Origin of the sequence: Alteromonas australica (genome assembly GCF_000730385.1) — a bacterium.
GTDB classification, from domain to species: domain Bacteria; phylum Pseudomonadota; class Gammaproteobacteria; order Enterobacterales; family Alteromonadaceae; genus Alteromonas; species Alteromonas australica.
On sequence record NZ_CP008849.1, the window covers coordinates 3,817,841 to 3,836,002 of the forward strand.

20 protein-coding genes are annotated in these 18,162 nt (G+C 45.3%); 11 read left to right on the forward strand and 9 right to left on the reverse strand.

The features are described from left to right. Positions 1-50: 50 nt before the first annotated feature. Positions 51-935, forward strand: a complete 885-nt coding sequence (locus tag EP13_RS16605) for a virulence factor BrkB family protein (protein ID WP_044058255.1) — start codon at positions 51-53, stop codon at positions 933-935. A 91-nt stretch (positions 936-1,026) separates the two neighbouring features. Here EP13_RS16605 and EP13_RS16610 read toward each other — a convergent pair whose 3' ends face one another. Continuing rightward, complete coding sequence (locus tag EP13_RS16610) at positions 1,027-1,665, reverse strand: DUF2959 domain-containing protein (RefSeq protein ID WP_044058256.1); 639 nt, start codon at positions 1,663-1,665, stop codon at positions 1,027-1,029. Further along, positions 1,662-1,904: a hypothetical protein gene (locus tag EP13_RS16615; protein WP_044058257.1), complete on the reverse strand. Its 243-nt coding sequence runs from the start codon at positions 1,902-1,904 to the stop codon at positions 1,662-1,664. Before EP13_RS16615 ends, EP13_RS16610 begins: the two co-directional genes overlap by 4 nt. 98 nt (positions 1,905-2,002) lie before the next feature. Between EP13_RS16615 and pip the strand changes: the two genes are divergently transcribed. The 3 genes from pip (at position 2,003) to EP13_RS16630 (ending at position 4,417) form a co-directional block, all read left to right on the forward strand. Beyond that, positions 2,003-2,980, forward strand: coding sequence for a prolyl aminopeptidase (pip, locus tag EP13_RS16620; protein ID WP_044058258.1), 978 nt, complete (start codon positions 2,003-2,005; stop codon positions 2,978-2,980). Further along, positions 2,977-3,414, forward strand: a complete 438-nt coding sequence (gene dtd, locus EP13_RS16625) for a D-aminoacyl-tRNA deacylase (RefSeq protein ID WP_044058259.1) — start codon at positions 2,977-2,979, stop codon at positions 3,412-3,414. The genes pip and dtd overlap by 4 nt, the downstream gene beginning before the upstream one ends. A gap of 82 nt (positions 3,415-3,496) precedes the next feature. Then, positions 3,497-4,417, forward strand: a complete 921-nt coding sequence (locus tag EP13_RS16630) for a bifunctional GNAT family N-acetyltransferase/hotdog fold thioesterase (protein WP_044058260.1) — start codon at positions 3,497-3,499, stop codon at positions 4,415-4,417. A 195-nt stretch (positions 4,418-4,612) separates the two neighbouring features. Here the strand turns inward: EP13_RS16630 and rpoH are convergent, their stop codons facing one another. Further along, positions 4,613-5,467, reverse strand: a complete 855-nt coding sequence (gene rpoH / locus EP13_RS16635; RefSeq protein ID WP_044058261.1) for an RNA polymerase sigma factor RpoH — start codon at positions 5,465-5,467, stop codon at positions 4,613-4,615. A gap of 529 nt (positions 5,468-5,996) precedes the next feature. Here rpoH and EP13_RS16640 point away from each other — a divergent pair. Both EP13_RS16640 and EP13_RS16645 read left to right on the forward strand, forming a co-directional pair. Continuing rightward, positions 5,997-7,220, forward strand: a complete 1,224-nt coding sequence (locus EP13_RS16640) for an EAL and HDOD domain-containing protein (protein ID WP_044058262.1) — start codon at positions 5,997-5,999, stop codon at positions 7,218-7,220. 154 nt (positions 7,221-7,374) lie between these two features. After that, entirely contained in the window at positions 7,375-8,619 is a 1,245-nt protein-coding gene (locus tag EP13_RS16645; protein ID WP_044058263.1) for an EAL and HDOD domain-containing protein, read from the forward strand. A 56-nt stretch (positions 8,620-8,675) separates the two neighbouring features. On the opposite strand, the gene ftsX is transcribed toward EP13_RS16645, so the two are convergent. Genes ftsX through ftsY form a run of 3 tightly spaced genes read right to left on the reverse strand, consistent with a single transcriptional unit; the run spans position 8,676 to position 11,856 of the window. Next, complete coding sequence (gene ftsX / locus EP13_RS16650; RefSeq protein ID WP_044058264.1) at positions 8,676-9,656, reverse strand: permease-like cell division protein FtsX; 981 nt, start codon at positions 9,654-9,656, stop codon at positions 8,676-8,678. Next, complete coding sequence (ftsE, locus tag EP13_RS16655; RefSeq protein WP_044058265.1) at positions 9,653-10,345, reverse strand: cell division ATP-binding protein FtsE; 693 nt, start codon at positions 10,343-10,345, stop codon at positions 9,653-9,655. The genes ftsX and ftsE overlap by 4 nt, the downstream gene beginning before the upstream one ends. A gap of 29 nt (positions 10,346-10,374) precedes the next feature. Then, positions 10,375-11,856: a signal recognition particle-docking protein FtsY gene (ftsY, locus tag EP13_RS16660; protein ID WP_044058266.1), complete on the reverse strand. Its 1,482-nt coding sequence runs from the start codon at positions 11,854-11,856 to the stop codon at positions 10,375-10,377. Between the two features lie 66 nt (positions 11,857-11,922). Here ftsY and rsmD point away from each other — a divergent pair, with 66 nt between their 5' ends. Beyond that, the gene (gene rsmD / locus EP13_RS16665) at positions 11,923-12,579 is read left to right on the forward strand and encodes a 16S rRNA (guanine(966)-N(2))-methyltransferase RsmD (protein ID WP_044058267.1); all 657 of its coding nucleotides are present in this window, start codon (positions 11,923-11,925) and stop codon (positions 12,577-12,579) included. Here rsmD and EP13_RS16670 read toward each other — a convergent pair. Both EP13_RS16670 and EP13_RS16675 read right to left on the reverse strand, forming a co-directional pair. Next, positions 12,576-13,154 carry a YjaG family protein gene (locus tag EP13_RS16670; RefSeq protein ID WP_044058268.1) on the reverse strand — a complete coding sequence of 193 codons (579 nt, stop codon included), beginning with the start codon at positions 13,152-13,154 and terminating at the stop codon, positions 12,576-12,578. The two genes, rsmD and EP13_RS16670, sit on opposite strands and share 4 nt — an antisense overlap. Continuing rightward, positions 13,155-13,757, reverse strand: coding sequence for a YhgN family NAAT transporter (locus EP13_RS16675; RefSeq protein WP_044058269.1), 603 nt, complete (start codon positions 13,755-13,757; stop codon positions 13,155-13,157). Positions 13,758-14,072: 315 nt separating this feature from the next. On the opposite strand from EP13_RS16675, the gene EP13_RS16680 reads away from it, so the two are divergent. Continuing rightward, complete coding sequence (locus tag EP13_RS16680; RefSeq protein ID WP_044058270.1) at positions 14,073-14,255, forward strand: hypothetical protein; 183 nt, start codon at positions 14,073-14,075, stop codon at positions 14,253-14,255. Between the two features lie 74 nt (positions 14,256-14,329). Here EP13_RS16680 and pepB read toward each other — a convergent pair whose 3' ends face one another. Next, positions 14,330-15,619: an aminopeptidase PepB gene (gene pepB / locus EP13_RS16685; protein WP_044058271.1), complete on the reverse strand. Its 1,290-nt coding sequence runs from the start codon at positions 15,617-15,619 to the stop codon at positions 14,330-14,332. A gap of 89 nt (positions 15,620-15,708) precedes the next feature. Here pepB and sfsA point away from each other — a divergent pair, with 89 nt between their 5' ends. From sfsA to gluQRS, 3 genes are all read left to right on the forward strand, one after another. Further along, positions 15,709-16,410 carry a DNA/RNA nuclease SfsA gene (gene sfsA, locus EP13_RS16690; RefSeq protein WP_044058272.1) on the forward strand — a complete coding sequence of 234 codons (702 nt, stop codon included), beginning with the start codon at positions 15,709-15,711 and terminating at the stop codon, positions 16,408-16,410. 220 nt (positions 16,411-16,630) lie between these two features. Next, positions 16,631-17,080: an RNA polymerase-binding protein DksA gene (gene dksA, locus EP13_RS16695; protein ID WP_044058273.1), complete on the forward strand. Its 450-nt coding sequence runs from the start codon at positions 16,631-16,633 to the stop codon at positions 17,078-17,080. Positions 17,081-17,189: 109 nt separating this feature from the next. Then, the gene (gene gluQRS / locus EP13_RS16700; RefSeq protein WP_044058274.1) at positions 17,190-18,134 is read left to right on the forward strand and encodes a tRNA glutamyl-Q(34) synthetase GluQRS; all 945 of its coding nucleotides are present in this window, start codon (positions 17,190-17,192) and stop codon (positions 18,132-18,134) included. Positions 18,135-18,162: the final 28 nt, after the last annotated feature.

The window sequence follows — 18,162 nt, forward strand, 5'->3', positions numbered from 1 at the left end:
TTTTATGACGAAACACATATTTATGATGCAAGGTACTTAGGAGTGCTCTAGTGGACTGGGAAAGGGTTTCAAGCGTTTATCAAAAGATTTCTCCGCAAATGCGGGATCTCTTTCGTATTTTCATTAAGCGCTGTAGAGAAGACAATATTACTATCTCTGCCGGCCACCTTGCTTATGTAACCCTCTTATCATTAGTGCCCTTTATCATGGTGACATTCACCATTATGTCGGCATTTCCTGCCTTTGCCTCCGTGCGCAGTAAGCTAGAACATTTTGTGTTTAGTAATTTTGTCCCTACCGCCAGTGACGTGGTACACAAATACATGACCGACTTTGTGGGTAACGCATCACAAATGAGCGCCATCGGCATTTTGTCGTTATTGGTGGTAGCACTCATGCTGATTTCTAATGTCGATAAAACCCTTAACCGTATTTGGCGTACGCAAAGCGACAGACCTATCGTCTATACCTTTGCCATTTATTGGATGGTCATCACTTTGGGCCCTATGTTAATTGGCTCAAGCGTTGTGGTCAGTTCTTATTTAACTGGCCTTGCAACCTTCACAGAAGAATATACCCCAGGCTTAGGTACCTTCTTACTCAGCCTGGTGCCGAGTTTTGCCGCCCTTCTCGCTTTCGGTATCTTGTACATGGTGGTCCCTAACCGTAGGGTCTATGCACGCCATGCATTCGGTGGCGCCTTTGTGGCTACAGTGGCATTTGAAATAACGAAGAAGGGGTTTGCACTTTATGTCACCAACTTTCCTTCTTATGAACTCATTTACGGCGCCTTAGCCGTTATACCCATTCTCTTTTTATGGGTATACATGTCATGGGTCATTGTCTTATTTGGCGCTGAATTTACGTGTAGCTTGGGTGAAGCGCTTGACCATAGAAAAGCGGAAAATGAACCTCGTAAAGTCCCTAAAGAATAGCGTTTGATTCGGTTCAATTAAGCTGCGTGTAAGCCTGGCAGACATAAAAAAAGCGCGACGTTAGTCACGCTTTTTTCGTTTACAGTAGATGCTAGTTGTTCATGGCTGAAATAAACGCATCTGATTCTGCAATGGCGGCATTCATTTGGCGAATAAGCTGACTAACATTGGTTTCAATGCTAGAGAGTTCACCCTGCAATGCGCCAATCGCGTTGGCATTTAAGTTATGCTTTAAGTACAACACATTATCTTGCAATGCCTCTAACACTGGCGGCATTTTGCTTTCCGCCTTACGCATTGCAGCTATTAAACTGCTGTATCTACGCTTAGTGTCACGAAGCTTAGCGGCACTGTCTCGTTTAAGCGCACCGCTTTGGTACTCTTCCAGCTCAGTTTCCCACTCGTCAAACAAGGCCTCGGCCACACTTTCAACTTTATCGATACGCGCCGATACATCTTCAGCTGCAGCAACACTGTCTTCGTATTGGCCATTGAGGTCGTTATAGACGTCTTCTAGTTCGCCACCGTCAAAAGCCACCGCCGCGCTGAAAGCTTCTAGTGCAGAGCTAAATTGCTCCTGTGCATCTTCTTGCGACTCTTTTGCATTTTCTACCCTATCTACCAGGATATCACGCTTCTCTACCCCTACCTTTTCCCAGGCGGCGTAATAAGCCGATTGACAGCCGGTGAGGGCAATAATAGTAAACACGGCTAGTATTGCGCGCATCATAATGCTGATCTTCCGCTATAGCGCGCAGCACTAATGATAGAAATAATGTGTAAAATAACACCTAGGGGCCAGAAAATAATGGCCAATACCACAGTTGCAGCAAGCGCATAACTCACACCCACAGCAATAAAGTAAAACAGTGCGCCTAAAATACGCCCTTGTACTAAATGGCCTAACCCTGGAATAAAAAAGTTACAAATGGCGGCAATGACATTGCCCCCTGATCCTTGACCTGACATACAAACTTCCTCGCAATTGCTCTTAGAATATGATTATGTAGATTTATGTAAGCATAAACTAAACTAAAACAGGCACCCGCACAACGCGTTGAAATAAAATGAAACGACTTTACCCAGATGTAACCTGCTATCAAAGTGGATTTGTGGATGTAGGAAATGGGCACTCGCTCTACTACGAGCAAAGCGGCAACCCTGACGGTATCCCCGTACTTTTTGTCCATGGCGGACCCGGCGCTGGCCTGCCGCCAAACTATAAATGCTTTTTTGACAACCAGCGTTATCGCATTATCGGATACGAACAACGGGGGTGTGGCCGCTCTCAATTCCACCACGCCACTCACCATAATGACACTTGGCTAAACGTAGATGACATCAATACCCTCCGCCAACATCTTGCTATAGATAAATGGCTCCTTTTTGGGGGGTCGTGGGGGTCCACGTTAGCGTTACTCTCGGCACTTAAACACCCAAGTCACGCCTATGGCTTGATACTTAGAGGCGTGTTTCTCGCGCGGCAAACCGACAGAGACTGGTTCCTTTCTCCCCAGGGTTGCGCAGCACAACTATTTCCTGAGCATTACCGAAAGTTTACCAAAGACATAGAATCTCCCCTGACTAGCGAGTCAATCTGTTCGCATTACAATCAAGTGCTTAGCGAGCACAATGAAGTTCGCCGGCACAGTGCACTTAAACGATGGTATCAATGGGAAGAGCGACTATCACGCCTCGCTTTACCCCCAGGAACGGGAGAATCTATAGGCCAATATCCGCTCTCGCTGGTTACCAGCCTAGCCACGCTAGAATGTCACTTTTTGCTTAACAAATGCTTTATGGAAGAAAACTATATTCTTGATAACATAAGTAAAATTAAAGATATCCCCGGAACCATCGTTCACGGCCGATACGATATGATATGTAAAACCGAGGCAGCGGAGAGCTTACATCGGGCATGGCCATCGAGTCAGTTACAGATAATTCCTGACGCTGGGCATAGTACTTCAGAACCCAGTATTGCCTATGCGTTATGTAGAGCGACCCGAGATATGTCTCGATTTATTCAGGAAAGTAAAAAATGATTGGATTGATTCAACGCGTGTCACGGGCTAGCGTGACGGTTGAGAGCAAGGTTATTGGTGAAATAGACCAAGGTATTCTGTTACTACTTGGTGTTGAAAAAGATGACGGTGACGATGAAATTGAAAAGCTTGCCAATAAGGTGAGTCGATACCGCATGTTTGCCGACAGCGACGGTAAAATGAACCTAAATGTAGAGCAAGTTGGCGGAAAGATTCTCGTGGTATCCCAATTTACACTCGTCGCGGATACGCAAAAAGGTAACCGACCCGGCTTTTCTCAGGGCGCAACCCCAGAACACGGCAAAGCGGTTTACTTAAAGTTTGTTGAAGCCCTTCAGGCGAAAGGGCTGGCCGTGGAAACCGGAGAGTTCGGTGCTGATATGCAAGTTGCTTTAGTTAACGATGGCCCCGTTACCTTTCATTTTAAGGTATAATACTCGCCTAAATTCGTGTGTACCCACATATTTTGGGAAAAACAATTTTGATTTTCTCTTACTTCATATAAGGCGTATTACCGTGTATAAGGTTGTCACACCAACAAGCAATACAGACTTTGACGCGTACTTTCAGTTTCGCTGGGCTCACTTACGCCAGCCGTGGAATTTCCCTCCGGGATCGGAAAAAGACGAGTATGAGCAAGTCGCAGAGCATCGCATGATTGTTGATGGTAAAGGCAACATCGTGGCATGTGGTCGCGTTCACCTTAACACAGCCGAAGAAGCGCAAATACGTCACATAGCAGTAGATACTCATCACCAGCGTAAAGGCTTAGGCCAAATGATGATGAGTGCACTTGAAAATGTCGCCAAAGAGCTTGGCGCAGAGCGTGCGGTTACCAACAGCCGAGAAATATCTATCGACTTTTTTACCGCGTGTGGTTTCTATGTGGAAAGAGAAGCCCCAAACGAATTAGGCATGCTTAAACGCCAGCAAATGGTGAAAAAACTCACCGAAAATAACTCGTTAGTGATGCACCCTAAATGGTGTAAGTCATTACAACAAACATGGTCGGATACCATCCCCATTACTGAACATATGGGGATTAAGTTATATCAGTACACGGGGCGCACCCTTGAAACCCGCGCATCGTTAAACAAAAATATCAATATTCATGGCACCATGTTCGCGGGCAGTATTTTTTCTTTGGCCACCCTCACAGGGTGGGGGCTAATTTACTTACAACTAAAAGAGCGCGGACTGGAAGGGGATATTGTCTTAGGTGATGGAGACATTCATTATCATAAACCCATTACCATGAAACCTCGGGCCATCTGCAACATAGAATCTTTGTCCGGCAAGTACTCTCCGTTGGAAAAACAACAAAAAGCGCGATTTGAGCTGAGTGTAAATATACTCGATGGCGATACCGCGGTAGCAGAGTTTGAAGGGGTATTTTGGGTTTTACCTGCCACCGAGAACGAAAACGACGACCACTAGTCCCCGTATCACCAACGACCTATCACGCCTGATCACGCCTGATCACGCCTAGATGGCTGCGTCAACCTAGTGGCAACGTAAACTCAGTTCTCATTTTTTAAGGCAATAAAAAAGCGCCGTTATAAGGCGCTTTTTCGACATGTGATTACCCTGCTGGGTAACGAGACCTGAATAGATTTAGCTATGTGATGTCTATTACGCCACCATAGCAGCTTGAAGTTTTTTCATCGCGTTCTTTTCTATTTGACGAACACGCTCTGCAGACACTTCATATTTATCGGCCAAATCTTGCAAAGTAATTTTACTGTCTGCCAACCAACGGGTTTCAATAATGTCCTGACTACGCTCGTCGAGGGTTTTGATCGCAGAGTAAAGACGCTTACTTGCGTTGGCATCCCAGTCACTGTTGATAACATCAGTTTCAACATCTGACGATTTATCCTCTAGAAACTGTACAGGAGCAAAATTGCCAGTTTCATCTTCATCAGCAGACAAATCGAAAGCTTGATCTTGGCTGCTCATTCGCGCTTCCATTTGAAGCACTTCTTTTGTACTCACACCGAGCTCATTAGCCACAGTTTGCACTTCTTCATGCGTAAACCAACCCAAACGCTTTTTCGCTTTACGTAGGTTAAAGAAAAGCTTTCTTTGTGCTTTTGTGGTGGCGACTTTCACAATACGCCAGTTTTTAAGCACAAACTCATGAATTTCAGCTTTAATCCAGTGCACCGCAAAAGACACTAGGCGTACACCCACAGTAGGGTCGAAACGCTTCACGGCTTTCATCAAGCCAATATTACCTTCTTGAATCAAGTCGGCTTGTGGCAAGCCATAGCCAGAATAAGACTTTGCAATATGCACAACAAAACGCAGATGCGACATCACCAGCTTACGTGCAGCTTGGAGATCTTCATCTTCGCGAAGACGGACAGCGAGCTCACGCTCTTCTTCCGCACTTAACATATCAATGCTGCTCACAGCTTGAATGTAGCCTTCGATGCTACCATTGTGAGGCACTGACAGTGCCATTGATTGTAAGTTGTTGCTCATTATTCACCTCATTCGTTGCCGCTTTATATTAGCAAACTAATATAAGCCGCGCGAGACCTAATTGTGATCAGAAATCTAACCGATATATGGATATAGTACTCATCTGCTAGAGATCAAGACCAAATCACAAAAAAAAAGTTCATTTTACTAAAACGTGGATAGACAGATAGCTAGAAAGGAACGACGCCTGTGTTTAGCAGCATGGTAATAACTCTGCCGCTACCTTCATATTTTTATCTACGAACTAAAAAATATCACTGTTCCATTATAATTTAATGACAGAAAAAACCCAATCCGTTCATCCTATCATACTGACATCAGCCGCTTTTCGTGCTGTGTGCCGCCGGCTATCCATAGCTGCTCTTGGCCACGGATATGACTATAGTGCTTTTACTCGACATTTGCGACATCAACAATTAGATTAATAGCGTCGCTTTTTTCGATAGAAGACTATCTACCTGAAGAACGCCCCCATCGCGTAGATAAAAATAATGATAAATAATGAACGCTGAGAGATAAGAGGTCCTTAATGTTCGCGTACGTGGCCAGACAACCCATTTTTGATGCACAGCAACAGGTTTATGCCTACGAGTTGTTGTTTAGAATGGGAGAAGACAATTGCTTTCCCGATATTTCCCCTGACGAAGCCACTTCCAAAATATTGACTTCTACCCACCTAAGCTTAGGTATTGAAGAAATTACGGGGGATAAAAAGGCGTTTATCAATTTTCATCGCGACACCTTGATGAATCATTTTCCTACCTCGCTAGATCCCAGCAAAGTGGTGATCGAGGTTGTTGAAACGGTGGACGTCGACGACGCGCTTGTCTGTGCCTGCAAACACATTAAGGAAATGGGATACCCTATTGCCCTAGACGACTATGACATGAAAGGAAAGTGGGAAGCCTTTATCCCCTTTACCAGTGTTATTAAAATAGACATTACCGAAATTCCCCATGACGAGATCCCGGCACTGGTTGAACGGTTTAAAGCGCACAACATAAAACTGGTGGCTGAAAGAATTGAAACCCACGAAGAATTTCAAACGTTTAAACATATGGGGTTCGACTACTTTCAAGGTTACTTTTTAGCGAAACCTGAAGTCGTCAGGCATAGGAAACTTGGGCCAAGTAGTTTAACCATGATGGAGTTGCTTACCTTAAGTAGCCGCCCACAACTCGATTTGACGCAAGTCAATACCATCATAGAGCGAGATCCTTCCTTAACCTACCTTTTACTTCGCTTCATCAATAATCCGCTTATTAATAAAAGGCACAAGATCACGTCATTGAAGCATGCCTTAAACTTCATGGGCGAAGTGGAAGTTAAAAAGTTTATCGCGTTACTTGCGCTCGCTAATCTCAGCGAGAGTAAACCCACTGAACTTATGTCCATGGCCTTAGTTAGAGCAAAATTTTGTGAACTCGCCTTTGCCGACATGAATGCACATAACGACCCCATGAAGGGGTTTCTCACTGGCTTACTGTCGTTGCTAGACGCCATGATGGAGCAACCCATAGAAGATCTTATTCGTAAAATACCTATTAGCGACGATGTGAAATCGGCGCTATGCGCCGAACGGGGCCATCTAAGAGACACACTTTTACTCGCCCAATGTTTTGAACGGGCAAATTGGGGAGGGATTAAAAAGTTAGCGTCTAAACATGCCTTCAAGCAAACCAAACTGCATGATTACTTCAATGAAGCCATAAAGTGGGCACATCACGTTCAAACATCAACCACGAAAACGTAAAGAGGCTCGTCATTTTTTATACAAGAATGACGAAATTCTGCATTTAATGTAAAAACCCTGTAATTAGTTGACGTAACACATCTTTAGGTCGATGATATAGATTCACACCGCCACACTGCCGTCATGTAAGAAGGTTGAATTTTCAGGAAATTTTATGTTTGCGTTTATCGCTCGAGAACCCATTTTAGACAAAAGCAAAAGTGTTTTTGCCTATGAACTTATCTTTAGAGATGGAAAAGGCGGTGCGTATCCAGAACACTCTCCCGAAAAAGCGCAATATATCGAAGAACAGTTTCACCCCTTAGGTTTAGACGATATTAGCGGCGAAAAAAGTTCGTTCATCAACTTTTCATCGGAAACCCTTATTTCGCGCTTCCCCACTACTCTGGATCCAGCATCGGTGGTGGTTGAATTGGCGGATAATCCGTTTACAGATACGGGGCTACTTGAAGCCTGCCAACATATCAAGCAGTTAGGCTATCGACTCGCGATTGATGACCCTATGATGCTGAGCGCCAGGCACGACATTCTGCCTCTTATCGACATTGTGAAAGTGGACGTGTCCCGTACTCGTTTTGAAACCATTGAAAAACATATTCCCCGTTATTTAGATGCTAATGTCAGATTGGTCGCTGAACAAGTGAATACGCCGGATCATTTCGCCACGTGTTCAGATTTAGGCTTCGACCTCTTTCAAGGCTACTTTTTTGCCCAGCCAGAAGCCCGAATTGTGCGCCAACTGCCCGCCTCTAAAATGAACATTGTCGATTTAATGGGTGAAGTTTCTGGCGATAGCTTTGATATTAACCGCATAAGTCATGTGATTGAGCGGGATGCGGCGTTAAGCTATTTGCTTCTGAAGTTCATTAATAATCCAGCCATTAATAAACGCTATAAAATCACTTCCTTAAAGCACGCCCTTAATTACATGGGCGAAGTCGAAATTAAGAAGTTCATTGCGCTACTAAGCCTGACTAACCTTGGTGATGAAAAGCCATTAGAAATTATTCACATGTCTTTGGTGCGGGCAAAGTTCTTTGACTTACTCTCACAGCAAAGAGGGTTAAAGGCCAACCCACCCATTGGCTTCCTGGTGGGGTTATTTTCGTTGCTAGAAGGTCTTTTAGACCAGTCAATGTCTGACATTGTAAAGCAGCTGCCACTTTCCGATGATCTTAACAATGCGCTGTTAGGCAAAAATGCCGAGTTTGTTCAATACATGACGTTAGTTAAGGCGTTTGAAAGTGCGTTGTGGATGAACGTCATTAAGGTTGCCAAGAACCTAGATATTGATCAGAAGCAGCTACACACCCTCTATAACCAAGCTATTGTTTGGGGCAATGGCGTAAGAAGTGTGATTACGGCCCATTACCCACAAGCCCAAGTACGAGAAAACTAGGCAAAGTAAGTTGCCCCGTTGCTGTCTTGTTTAGCTGCTACCTTGGTTCGATTTGCCTACCTTGGTTCGATCTGCCTCACGTGGCGCTGCACTGATATACGTGAACCTAATAAGCCAAGCGCCACAGACAAGCCAAGCATAGTCAGTAGTGCCGTGCCTGTAAGCCCTGTAATATTAAACTCTTTTTGATACATAGCGGCAAATGTTTGAATGCTACTGTCCATCCACCACAGAATAATAATCACAGCGAACCACGCCATTAAGCCACCTAGCAAACCATACCAAAACCCGGTATACAGAAACGGACGATGAATAAATGCGTCTGTGGCACCCACCAGTTTCATCACCACAATTTCATCGTGCTTATTAAGTATATTGAGGCGAATAGTATTGCCAATAATCAGCACCACAGCCACAAACAGAAGCAGACCGATAAGGGTGACTAAATCACTGGCAATGTCCACTAGCGCGTAAAGGCGCTCTAACCACTCAATATCTAGCTTTCCGATATCCACTTCTCGCTGTTGCGTTAACTTATTCAGTAGTGCTTTTGCAGCAGTAGGCCCAGCGTGCTTATCAGTTGGGGTAACTAACACCACATCAGGTAAGGGGTTAGATTCTAAGTACGCAATGGCATCACCTAAGCCAGACAAATGCTGGAATTCCTTCAGTGCGTCATCCGCGGGTATGTAGACTACCGCGTCAATTTCGGGCCAGGTGTTTAATCGTGCAACCAACTGCTGAGCACTGGTTGACGACGTAGACGATTTCAAAAAGAGCGAAATTTCAGAAGCTTGCTCCCACCCCGCAGTAATCTTTTCTGTATTTTTTACCATGATATAAAGCGTACTAGGCAAGGTTATACTTAACCCCAGCACACCAATAGTCATTAACGAGGCTACCGGTTGACGCCATAGCTCACCAAGACTAGACAATGCTTGCCTAACATGGCTAACAAAAAACATCACCAAAGATTGAATAACCCCAATTTTGACACGAGACGCCCCCGCTTTTCGATTTGAAAAAAGAATACTCATGATTGCCAACCTTCATCCAAACTGTCGTTGAGGCCGTCAGTGATCATTTGCCCATTTTTCAATGTCAATGTACGGTATTTCATACGTGCTATTAGCCCCAAATCATGGGTGGCAATGAATACAGAAACCCCCGCTTGATTGAAATCTTCAAATAAGCGGATAATTTCCATAGACAGTTTTGGATCTAAGTTGCCGGTAGGCTCATCGGCAAGAAGCAAAGGCGGTTTGTTCACCACTGCACGGGCAATGCCCACCCGCTGTTGTTCACCACCAGATAGCATAATAGGCAGGCTTCGGCTTTTATCCCTTAAGCCAACCATTTCTAACGCGGCGTCTACGCGCTTACTGATTTCTTTGTGGGTGTAGCCTTCAATCACTAACGGTAATGCCACGTTGTCAAACACCGACTTATCCATAAGCAGCTGATGACTTTGAAATATCATGCCTATATCGCGTCTTATATAGGCAACATCTCGACGTTTGATTGCGTTAAGGTCGTGGCCGTTAATTAAAACGCGCCCTACGGTAGGGCGCTCCATAATGCTGATGAGCTTAAGCAACGTACTTTTCCCCGCTCCAGAATGGCCGGTTAAAAACGCCATTTCCCCTGGGGCAATATGAAAGTTAACCTTACTCAGTGCACGTTGGCCGCCTGGGTAGGTTTTGCTTACCTGCTCAAACTTAATCATGAATGTTCCCTACAAAATGCCAGTGAAATTTATTTTGCGACGTCGCCACTCTCTATTTCACTAAACAGCGCATCTATGAATTCTTGGCCATCAAATTGGCGGAGGTCGTCTATGCCCTCGCCGACTCCTATGTATCGAATAGGTATACCAAATTGATCAGCAATAGAGAAGATGACCCCACCCTTTGCCGTTCCATCCAACTTAGTTAAGGTAATGCCTGTTAGCCCTACGGCTTCATTAAAGAGCTTCGCTTGGCTTACTGCATTTTGCCCTGTGCCGGCATCTAGCGTCAGCATGACCTCGTGGGGGGCATTTGGGTTAAGTTTTTTCATCACCCTAACCACTTTTTTCAGCTCTTCCATAAGGTTATTTTTGTTCTGTAAGCGACCCGCAGTATCTGCAATAAGTACATCACATTTACGAGACTTAGCGGCTTCTAAAGCGTCATACAACACTGATGCACTGTCTGCACCTGTGTGTTGTGCGATAACCGGTATATTGTTACGTTCGCCCCACACTTGTAGTTGCTCAACGGCCGCCGCACGGAAGGTATCACCCGCCGCTAACATTACCTTTTTACCTTGCTGCTCAAATTGCTTAGCTAACTTACCTATGGTGGTGGTTTTACCTACGCCATTAACGCCTACCATCAAAATAACAAAAGGCCCATCTTGCGCGTCGTGGCTTTGCATAACGTCTGGTAAGGGTTGATTTACCTTGGTTAGCATATCTGACATCTGCTGTTTTAAAATATCGAGCAAGGCTTCGGCATCTTTCAAATCTTTTCGAGATGCACTGTCTGTTAAATGGGTAATAATTTTTTGGGTGGTATCCATCCCCACATCGGCGACAAGCAATTGCGTCTCTAAATCTTCGTATAGCTCATCATCTATGGTTTTTCCCTTGAATAAGCTAACAAACCCGCTGCCTAAATTAGCCTTTGTTCTCGATAAGCTATCTTTTAAACGAGAGAAAAGTGATTTCTTTTCCTTTTTCTCTTGCGCTATTGGTGTGGCGCTTTCCTGTTTTAAGCTGGCAACAGCTTCCTCGGTTTGCGCTGTATCAACGACCCTTTCCGTGGCAGACACAGCCTCACTGACACTGGCAGTATCGACACTGACATCGTCTTTTGCGGTAGGCGTATCTACAATGGCATCAGCCTCTACGGGCACACCTTCGTCTCTAGTCGCCTCTGGCGCTTGATCGGACATCAAGTTTTCAGTTTCTGACGGTGTAATAGGTGATTGCGTTGTTAGCACATCATCTTCAGCGTCACTGCCTGGAACTTCTAATGGTGTGACATTTTCTTCAACAGGCTGTTGTGTTGCCTCTTGAGTATCTTCACCGACAGTGACGTTAGGCATGTCAGATGAACCTTGCGGCTCCGTACTTGTTTCGTTACTAGTGTCTGTATTCGTCTCAGAAAGCGTGGCATGCTCTGTTTCGTTTTCAGTAGTTTTTTGTTTATCTGTTTTTTTGTTCTTGCTGAACCAGCCAAAAAGTTTCGACATAGTGAGGACAAATCCTTATAAATTCTGCGCAAATTCGGCTACACTGGCCGGCTATTGTATGAACCAATGATACCATTGTCAGCTACCATGAAGCGAGTTTCTCGCCCTGCTAGGGCATCATCAAACACAAAACGTAGAAATACTACGCATAAAGCCGGAAAATCAGGTCATATTCGGATTATCGGCGGTCAGTGGCGAGGTAGAAAGCTACCTGTGATTGATGCAGAAGGTTTACGCCCTACCACCGACCGAAATAAAGAAACCTTGTTTAACTGGCTAATGCAATATACGCAGAATGCCCGTTGTTTAGATGTGTTTGCTGGCGCAGGCAGTTTAGGTTTAGAAGCGCTTTCACGCTACGCGACAAGTTGTGACTTTATTGAACTTGATAAACAAGCAAGGGAGCAATTAGTTGATAACCTTCGTACACTTGCGGTACCAAAAGAGAGCAGTACGACAGTTCATGCAGGTGACGCCCTTGCCGTTTTACCTCAACTAAACAAGCTTCCCTACGATATTGTGTTCGTGGACCCGCCATTTAACAAGGGATTGGTCGAGCCAACTTTAAACGCCCTCGACGCATTGGCATTAGTGCAACAAGGCAGCCACATCTATGTGGAACACGAAGCCGCCTTACCGCCTCTTTCGTTACCTGACCATTGGCAGGTAACAAAGGAAAAACACACCAGTGCACTGCGCTATTTTTTAATAGAAGTCAGTTAAAGCGCCAGCCCTATGTTGGATATGCCCTCTTCTAACGCAATGGCTTTTAATTGCTGAGCCGCTTCCTTTGGCGCGCTTGATTGCTCTACGCATTCCAATAAGGCATCTTGAACCGCAATTTCAAATTCCATTAAAGGGTGAGACTTCACTGTGTCATCGTCGGCTTCTTCACTGGCAAGTAAATAGGCTTCTACACTCCCCTGTGACAGTTTGCTCACTACCACGGCGCCTTGTGGATCATCACCGGCTAATAAATTAAGTACCGCAGCCACACCAATCGCGGCATCGATTGCTGGGTATACGCCGTAGGTATCAAAGTCTTGCGTGTCTGGCGTGCCGACTTCCACTTTCTCCAGTTGCACCCCAATATTAAACTTACTTTTAGGCGAAGTTATGGCCTCCCACACTAAATCGAGGCAGCTTCGTAGGTTGGCTGGCTCTTCGTACTCTGACACTTCGCAAAAAAGTGCGTAGTTAGGGATCATACGCTCTAAAAGGGAAGCGCTAAATGCAACGGCTTTCCAGCCTTCTAACGCACGAACCCGTGCGAATGTATTGAGTTTTTGCTTTGCCATTTAATTTGCTCCGGTGGCATGCATAAAGTATTGGGTGGCACCATCTAGCAACATCTGGATTGCGATCATAACCAAAATCATGCCCATTAATCGTTCCATTGCCACCAAGCCTTTTTCGCCTAGTAGTTTATGAAACACCCCTGAAAACATCAAAATAATAGCACTCACCGACCAAGCTGCGGCCAAGGCTATTGCCCAGTCTGTCATGCGGTCTGGGTTCTGATTTGCTAACAAAATTAGCGCGGCCAACGTGGAGGGGCCCGCAATCATGGGAATGGCCAATGGAACCAAGAAGGGTTCTTCTCCTACTGCCAGCCCACTTTGGTGACCGGCGGAGGGAAATATCATTTTTAGTGCGATAAGAAAGAGAATAATACCACCCGCAATGCTGACCGTTTCCTGTCCCACGTTGAGGAAGTTTAACACTGACTGACCGCTAAATAGAAAAACAAACAAAATGACAAGCGCGAACACAAGCTCTCTTATCAATATCATTTGTCTTCGTCGGGGTTCTATTGATTTTAGTACCGACATGAATATCGGTAGATTGCCCAGGGGGTCCATGATCAAAAATAACATGACTGCGGCAGACCAAGTGTCCATGGGTGTTTATTCTCCAATAGATTCCTGCGTGTACGCAGAATAAATGGTGCTATTTGTACGTGATGGGCAAAAAAGCACTCGAAAAAAATGAGATTTAGGCTTAACTATAAAGATTACGTCCTAAGAATACACCTTAAGATTACGCCTTAAGAACAATGCCATATCTGTACTACTTTTGGTGTAATAGCGAATCGGTTCTCTTGTTTCGCTGTGAAACGAATGTATTCACTGAGTACGGTTAAGGTGATTGGCGTAGAGTGTAACCAAAATTAGAAAGAAACCCAATAAAATACAACAACGTGTGGAATCAGCAGAATGAGTTTAATGACGGTAAAAGAAGTGGCTGCCTATCTGGGTGTGAAAGAAGTTCGTGTGGAAAGGCTAGAGCGTGAAAGCTTATTAGTATCGAAAGAAAAAGACACCGACGGTAACCCCCTTTTCGACAGCGGTGATGTGGATCGTTACAAGCAATTAGCCGAGCGATTGGGCGGAATTTAATTTTCCTCTTTCACGCATTTACCCCCTATACGTGCCACACGGGAATGTGACACGCAAAGGGGGAACATGTGTAGTTAGGCTTTGAAATCGTGAAGCATACGAGCAATAGCTCGGATGCCTTTTGCTGTAGCCCCAACAGGCATTTCTGCCGTTGCTCCACCATGATAAGCTGCAGCTAAATCTAAATGCACCCACCCCTTGCCTTGTGGATTAACAAAACGAGACAAGAATCCAGCCGCATTCGATGCGCCGCCGCCTCCGCCCCCTTTCATGGGACGGCTATTCGCAGTATCGGCAAATGCCGATGGACAACGATCGGCGTGAAACGCCTCTAAAGGTAACGGCCAAAAACGTTCATTTTCAAGTTTAGCGGCATTCAGCATTTGCTCGCGAGCACTGTCGTCTTTTGAAAATACGGCATGATAGTCAGAACCTAGTGCCACCATTGCAGCCCCCGTTAAGGTAGCAGCATCGATAATCAGTGGCGCGCCCGTTTCCGTTGCCGCCATTAAGCCATCAGCTAATACTAAACGACCTTCGGCATCAGTATTCACCACTTCTACCGTCACCCCATTTTTATAGGTGAGCACATCACCAAGCTTGTAAGCGTGGCCGCTAATCAGGTTTTCCGCACAGCATAAAATAAGTTTGATACGCTTATTAATACCTTGGGTAATGGCCAATCCCAATGCGCCTGTCACTGTCGCTGCGCCGCCCATATCGCATTTCATGTCGAGCATGCCTTCGCTCGATTTGATGCTGTAGCCACCGCTATCAAAGGTTATGCCTTTTCCTACGAGGACGGCATCAACGGGCGCGTCAGCATTGCCAGTGGGGTTGTAATCTAGTTCTAACATGGCTGGTGGTCGTTCACTGCCACGCCCCACATTGTAAATACCCACCCAACCTGCATCTTTTAATGCTTCGCCTACGGTCATCGTGAAGCTAACTTTGTCTTGACCTAAGCTTTTTACCCATTGCGCAGCGCGCTGAGCCAAGGTTTCGGGGCTTAAATCTTCTGGGGTGTCGTTCACCAATTGGCGGGTAAACACAAGTGCGGCATATTCTTGCGCCAATTGCGCTTGGTCATCGTTGTCGGCCCAAGTAATAGCACCCGGATGACGGGCACGGGTAAAGCTTAACGCAAACGCCCATTGCTGTTCTTTTTGCCAATCACCCGTTAAAGTAACCGCCGGTAAATTAAGACCGTCTAACTTACGGGCCGCTTGGGCAATCGCACGCTCACTGTCGCTGTCTTGTGCTAGGTGAATCACCGCGCCGGTTTCAGTAAATGAAAGCCGTGCATTTTCGCCCCAAGGCGCGCCAGCCTTTTCGTCACTCAAGCTAACGGTAAAATCTGCCATGGCAAGTTTATCCTTATATCATTATCAATTTATGTTTCGGTGCTGCTTCAATTTAACCGCACCATCACCCGTGCTAGGAGGCTGAAAGCATGCAATATTCAACACCCTTAATTCGCGGCACATTAGTGAAACGCTATAAGCGTTTCTTAGCTGACGTGACCTTAGAAAATGGTGAAGTTGTCACTGCACACTGCCCGAATACCGGCGCCATGACCGGTTGTGCTGAACCAGGCTTCACCGTTTATTTAAGTGAATCAAACAACCCAAAACGTAAACTTAAATACACTTGGGAGCTAGCACAAACCTTTCATGGCGACTTCATTGGCATTAACACGCACAATGCTAATAAACTGGTGGCAGAAGCACTAAATAACAAGGCCATACCCGCTTTTTCTCACATAGAAAGCGTAAAAGCGGAAGTCACACCGCCTGGCGCTGATAGCCGTTTTGATTTTGCCTGCATAGCGAATAATAAAACCCAATACATTGAAGTGAAGTCATTAACCTTGGCTCGAGGCGAACAGGGATTTTTCCCCGATGCAGTTACCGCGAGAGGAGCGAAGCACTGCCACTCTCTTGCTGCACTTGCGCAACAGGGTATACACACCACGCTTATTTTTTGCGTGCAACACACCGGAGTAACCTCAGTGCAAATTGCGCAAGACATTGATCCCCTTTATGGCGAGGCCGTAAAGATTGCCGCCCGTGCTGGCGTCAACATCATGGCATTATCGTGTTTCATTGATGAACAAAAAATTTATATAAATCAACCACTCCCTTTAAACTTGTAAAAAAGAGGTTGATTTTTTTTAATTCGCCTTCATATTTGCGCCTTGTTTTACCAGAAGGGCGACTATTTGCGTTGACTGGTAACTGTGTTAATGAATTCACGAATTCCCATTAGCATACTAATTACATAGACACGAGTCATTGCCTGAAATGCGCGATTCTGCTATAGATATGCGATTCTTTCGGGACAAAATGGATGTCGTAGTGTAGGAGATGTGGCATATGCCAACAGGAAAAGAAACAAAATCCCTGGGACTTTTAGCCCTTGCAGGTTTACAGCCTTACGAAGCAAAAGCTGACGAAGAATATATGGGCGAACCGCAAATGGAACATTTCCGTTTGCTACTTAAAGCATGGCGTAACCAACTTCGTGAAGAAGTTGACCGCACTGTAACCCACATGAAAGACGAAGCGGCTAACTTCCCCGATCCCGTCGATCGTGCAGCGCAAGAAGAAGAGTTCAGTCTTGAATTACGTACCCGTGATCGTGAACGTAAGCTCATTAAAAAGATTGAAAAAACACTTAAGCGTATTGAAGAAGACGATTTTGGTTTTTGCGACCAATGCGGTATCGAAATTGGTATTCGTCGTCTAGAAGCCCGCCCTACAGCCGATTTATGTATCGATTGTAAGACTATGGCGGAAATTAAAGAGAAGCAGTTACAAGGATAATTCACTTGTAATGAGCAAACTGCCAACCGAATACTCGTTTGGCAGTTTGTTGCTATTGCGCTTACCACTAGCGCTATATAACTGCGCCAATAGCTAATGTTAAGTGCCTATGACCCACACAGCTATATCCCCGCACAGTCATCATTCTGCTTATGTTGGTCGCTTCGCGCCCTCGCCTTCAGGTTCACTCCATTTCGGTTCCTTAGTCACAGCCTTAGCCAGTTACCTTGATGCAAAACATCACAAAGGTACTTGGTTAGTACGTATGGAAGATATTGATGAACCAAGGTGTGTAAAAGGTGCTGATGCTGCCATTCTCACTACGCTTGAACGTCATCATTTACAGTGGGACGGAGATGTTCTCTATCAAAGCCAGCAGCACCCCAGATACCAAGAGAAAGTGAATCAACTTTTACAGCAAGGTGCTGCGTATTATTGTCGGTGTACCCGTAAGCAAATAAAAGCCATGGGCGGGCGGTATAATGGCGAATGCCGCACACAAAACATAATAGACGATGGTCACGTCGCCGTGCGAATGAAGCTGGACAATCCACTGATGTCGTTTGACGATGGAATGATTGGGCACGTCGACGCAGGGGGTGAACCAGAAGACTGTGTTATCAAGCGCCGTGATGGCTTGTTTTCTTATCACTTAGTCGTCGCCCTTGATGATGCTTACCAAGGGGTAACCCATATTGTACGTGGCCGTGATTTACTTGATGTAACCCCGCTTCACAAAACCCTTTATGCCGCCTTAGGTTGCCCACCGGTAGCCTATTGTCACGTGCCAGTGGCTGCTGTCGCTGCTGGACGAAAGCTCAGCAAACAAAACCATGCGAAGCCAGTAAATAACAAACACGTGATGACAAACTTGCTTCACTGCCTGCAATTTTTAGGTTTGGCCAACGTTATGCCGTTAGATTCTCAGCATTATTCCAGCCCAGAATCTTTAATTTCTGCCGCAATTAGCCATTGGGATAGGAAATTAGTACCAAATACTGCTGAAATTATTGTCGATAGCAACGAATCCACTTATTATAGCCAACCTTTATAACCTTCGGAGACTCCGTCATCATTCATCG

What these genes read in the sequence shown, in the direction of transcription:
- pepB (WP_044058271.1), bottom strand. Translation starts at nt 15,619, where the DNA reads ATGGCAGATTTTACCGTTAGCTTGAGTGACGAAAAGGCTGGCGCGCCT.
- sfsA (WP_044058272.1), top strand. Translation starts at nt 15,709, where the DNA reads ATGCAATATTCAACACCCTTAATTCGCGGCACATTAGTGAAACGCTAT.
- EP13_RS16680 (WP_044058270.1), top strand. Translation starts at nt 14,073, where the DNA reads ATGAGTTTAATGACGGTAAAAGAAGTGGCTGCCTATCTGGGTGTGAAA.
- dksA (WP_044058273.1), top strand. Translation starts at nt 16,631, where the DNA reads ATGCCAACAGGAAAAGAAACAAAATCCCTGGGACTTTTAGCCCTTGCA.
- EP13_RS16645 (WP_044058263.1), top strand. Translation starts at nt 7,375, where the DNA reads ATGTTTGCGTTTATCGCTCGAGAACCCATTTTAGACAAAAGCAAAAGT.
- EP13_RS16675 (WP_044058269.1), bottom strand. Translation starts at nt 13,757, where the DNA reads ATGGACACTTGGTCTGCCGCAGTCATGTTATTTTTGATCATGGACCCC.
- EP13_RS16610 (WP_044058256.1), bottom strand. Translation starts at nt 1,665, where the DNA reads ATGATGCGCGCAATACTAGCCGTGTTTACTATTATTGCCCTCACCGGC.
- EP13_RS16640 (WP_044058262.1), top strand. Translation starts at nt 5,997, where the DNA reads ATGTTCGCGTACGTGGCCAGACAACCCATTTTTGATGCACAGCAACAG.
- gluQRS (WP_044058274.1), top strand. Translation starts at nt 17,190, where the DNA reads ATGACCCACACAGCTATATCCCCGCACAGTCATCATTCTGCTTATGTT.
- dtd (WP_044058259.1), top strand. Translation starts at nt 2,977, where the DNA reads ATGATTGGATTGATTCAACGCGTGTCACGGGCTAGCGTGACGGTTGAG.
- rpoH (WP_044058261.1), bottom strand. Translation starts at nt 5,467, where the DNA reads ATGAGCAACAACTTACAATCAATGGCACTGTCAGTGCCTCACAATGGT.
- ftsE (WP_044058265.1), bottom strand. Translation starts at nt 10,345, where the DNA reads ATGATTAAGTTTGAGCAGGTAAGCAAAACCTACCCAGGCGGCCAACGT.
- EP13_RS16670 (WP_044058268.1), bottom strand. Translation starts at nt 13,154, where the DNA reads ATGGCAAAGCAAAAACTCAATACATTCGCACGGGTTCGTGCGTTAGAA.
- EP13_RS16615 (WP_044058257.1), bottom strand. Translation starts at nt 1,904, where the DNA reads ATGTCAGGTCAAGGATCAGGGGGCAATGTCATTGCCGCCATTTGTAAC.
- ftsX (WP_044058264.1), bottom strand. Translation starts at nt 9,656, where the DNA reads ATGAGTATTCTTTTTTCAAATCGAAAAGCGGGGGCGTCTCGTGTCAAA.
- pip (WP_044058258.1), top strand. Translation starts at nt 2,003, where the DNA reads ATGAAACGACTTTACCCAGATGTAACCTGCTATCAAAGTGGATTTGTG.
- rsmD (WP_044058267.1), top strand. Translation starts at nt 11,923, where the DNA reads ATGATACCATTGTCAGCTACCATGAAGCGAGTTTCTCGCCCTGCTAGG.
- ftsY (WP_044058266.1), bottom strand. Translation starts at nt 11,856, where the DNA reads ATGTCGAAACTTTTTGGCTGGTTCAGCAAGAACAAAAAAACAGATAAA.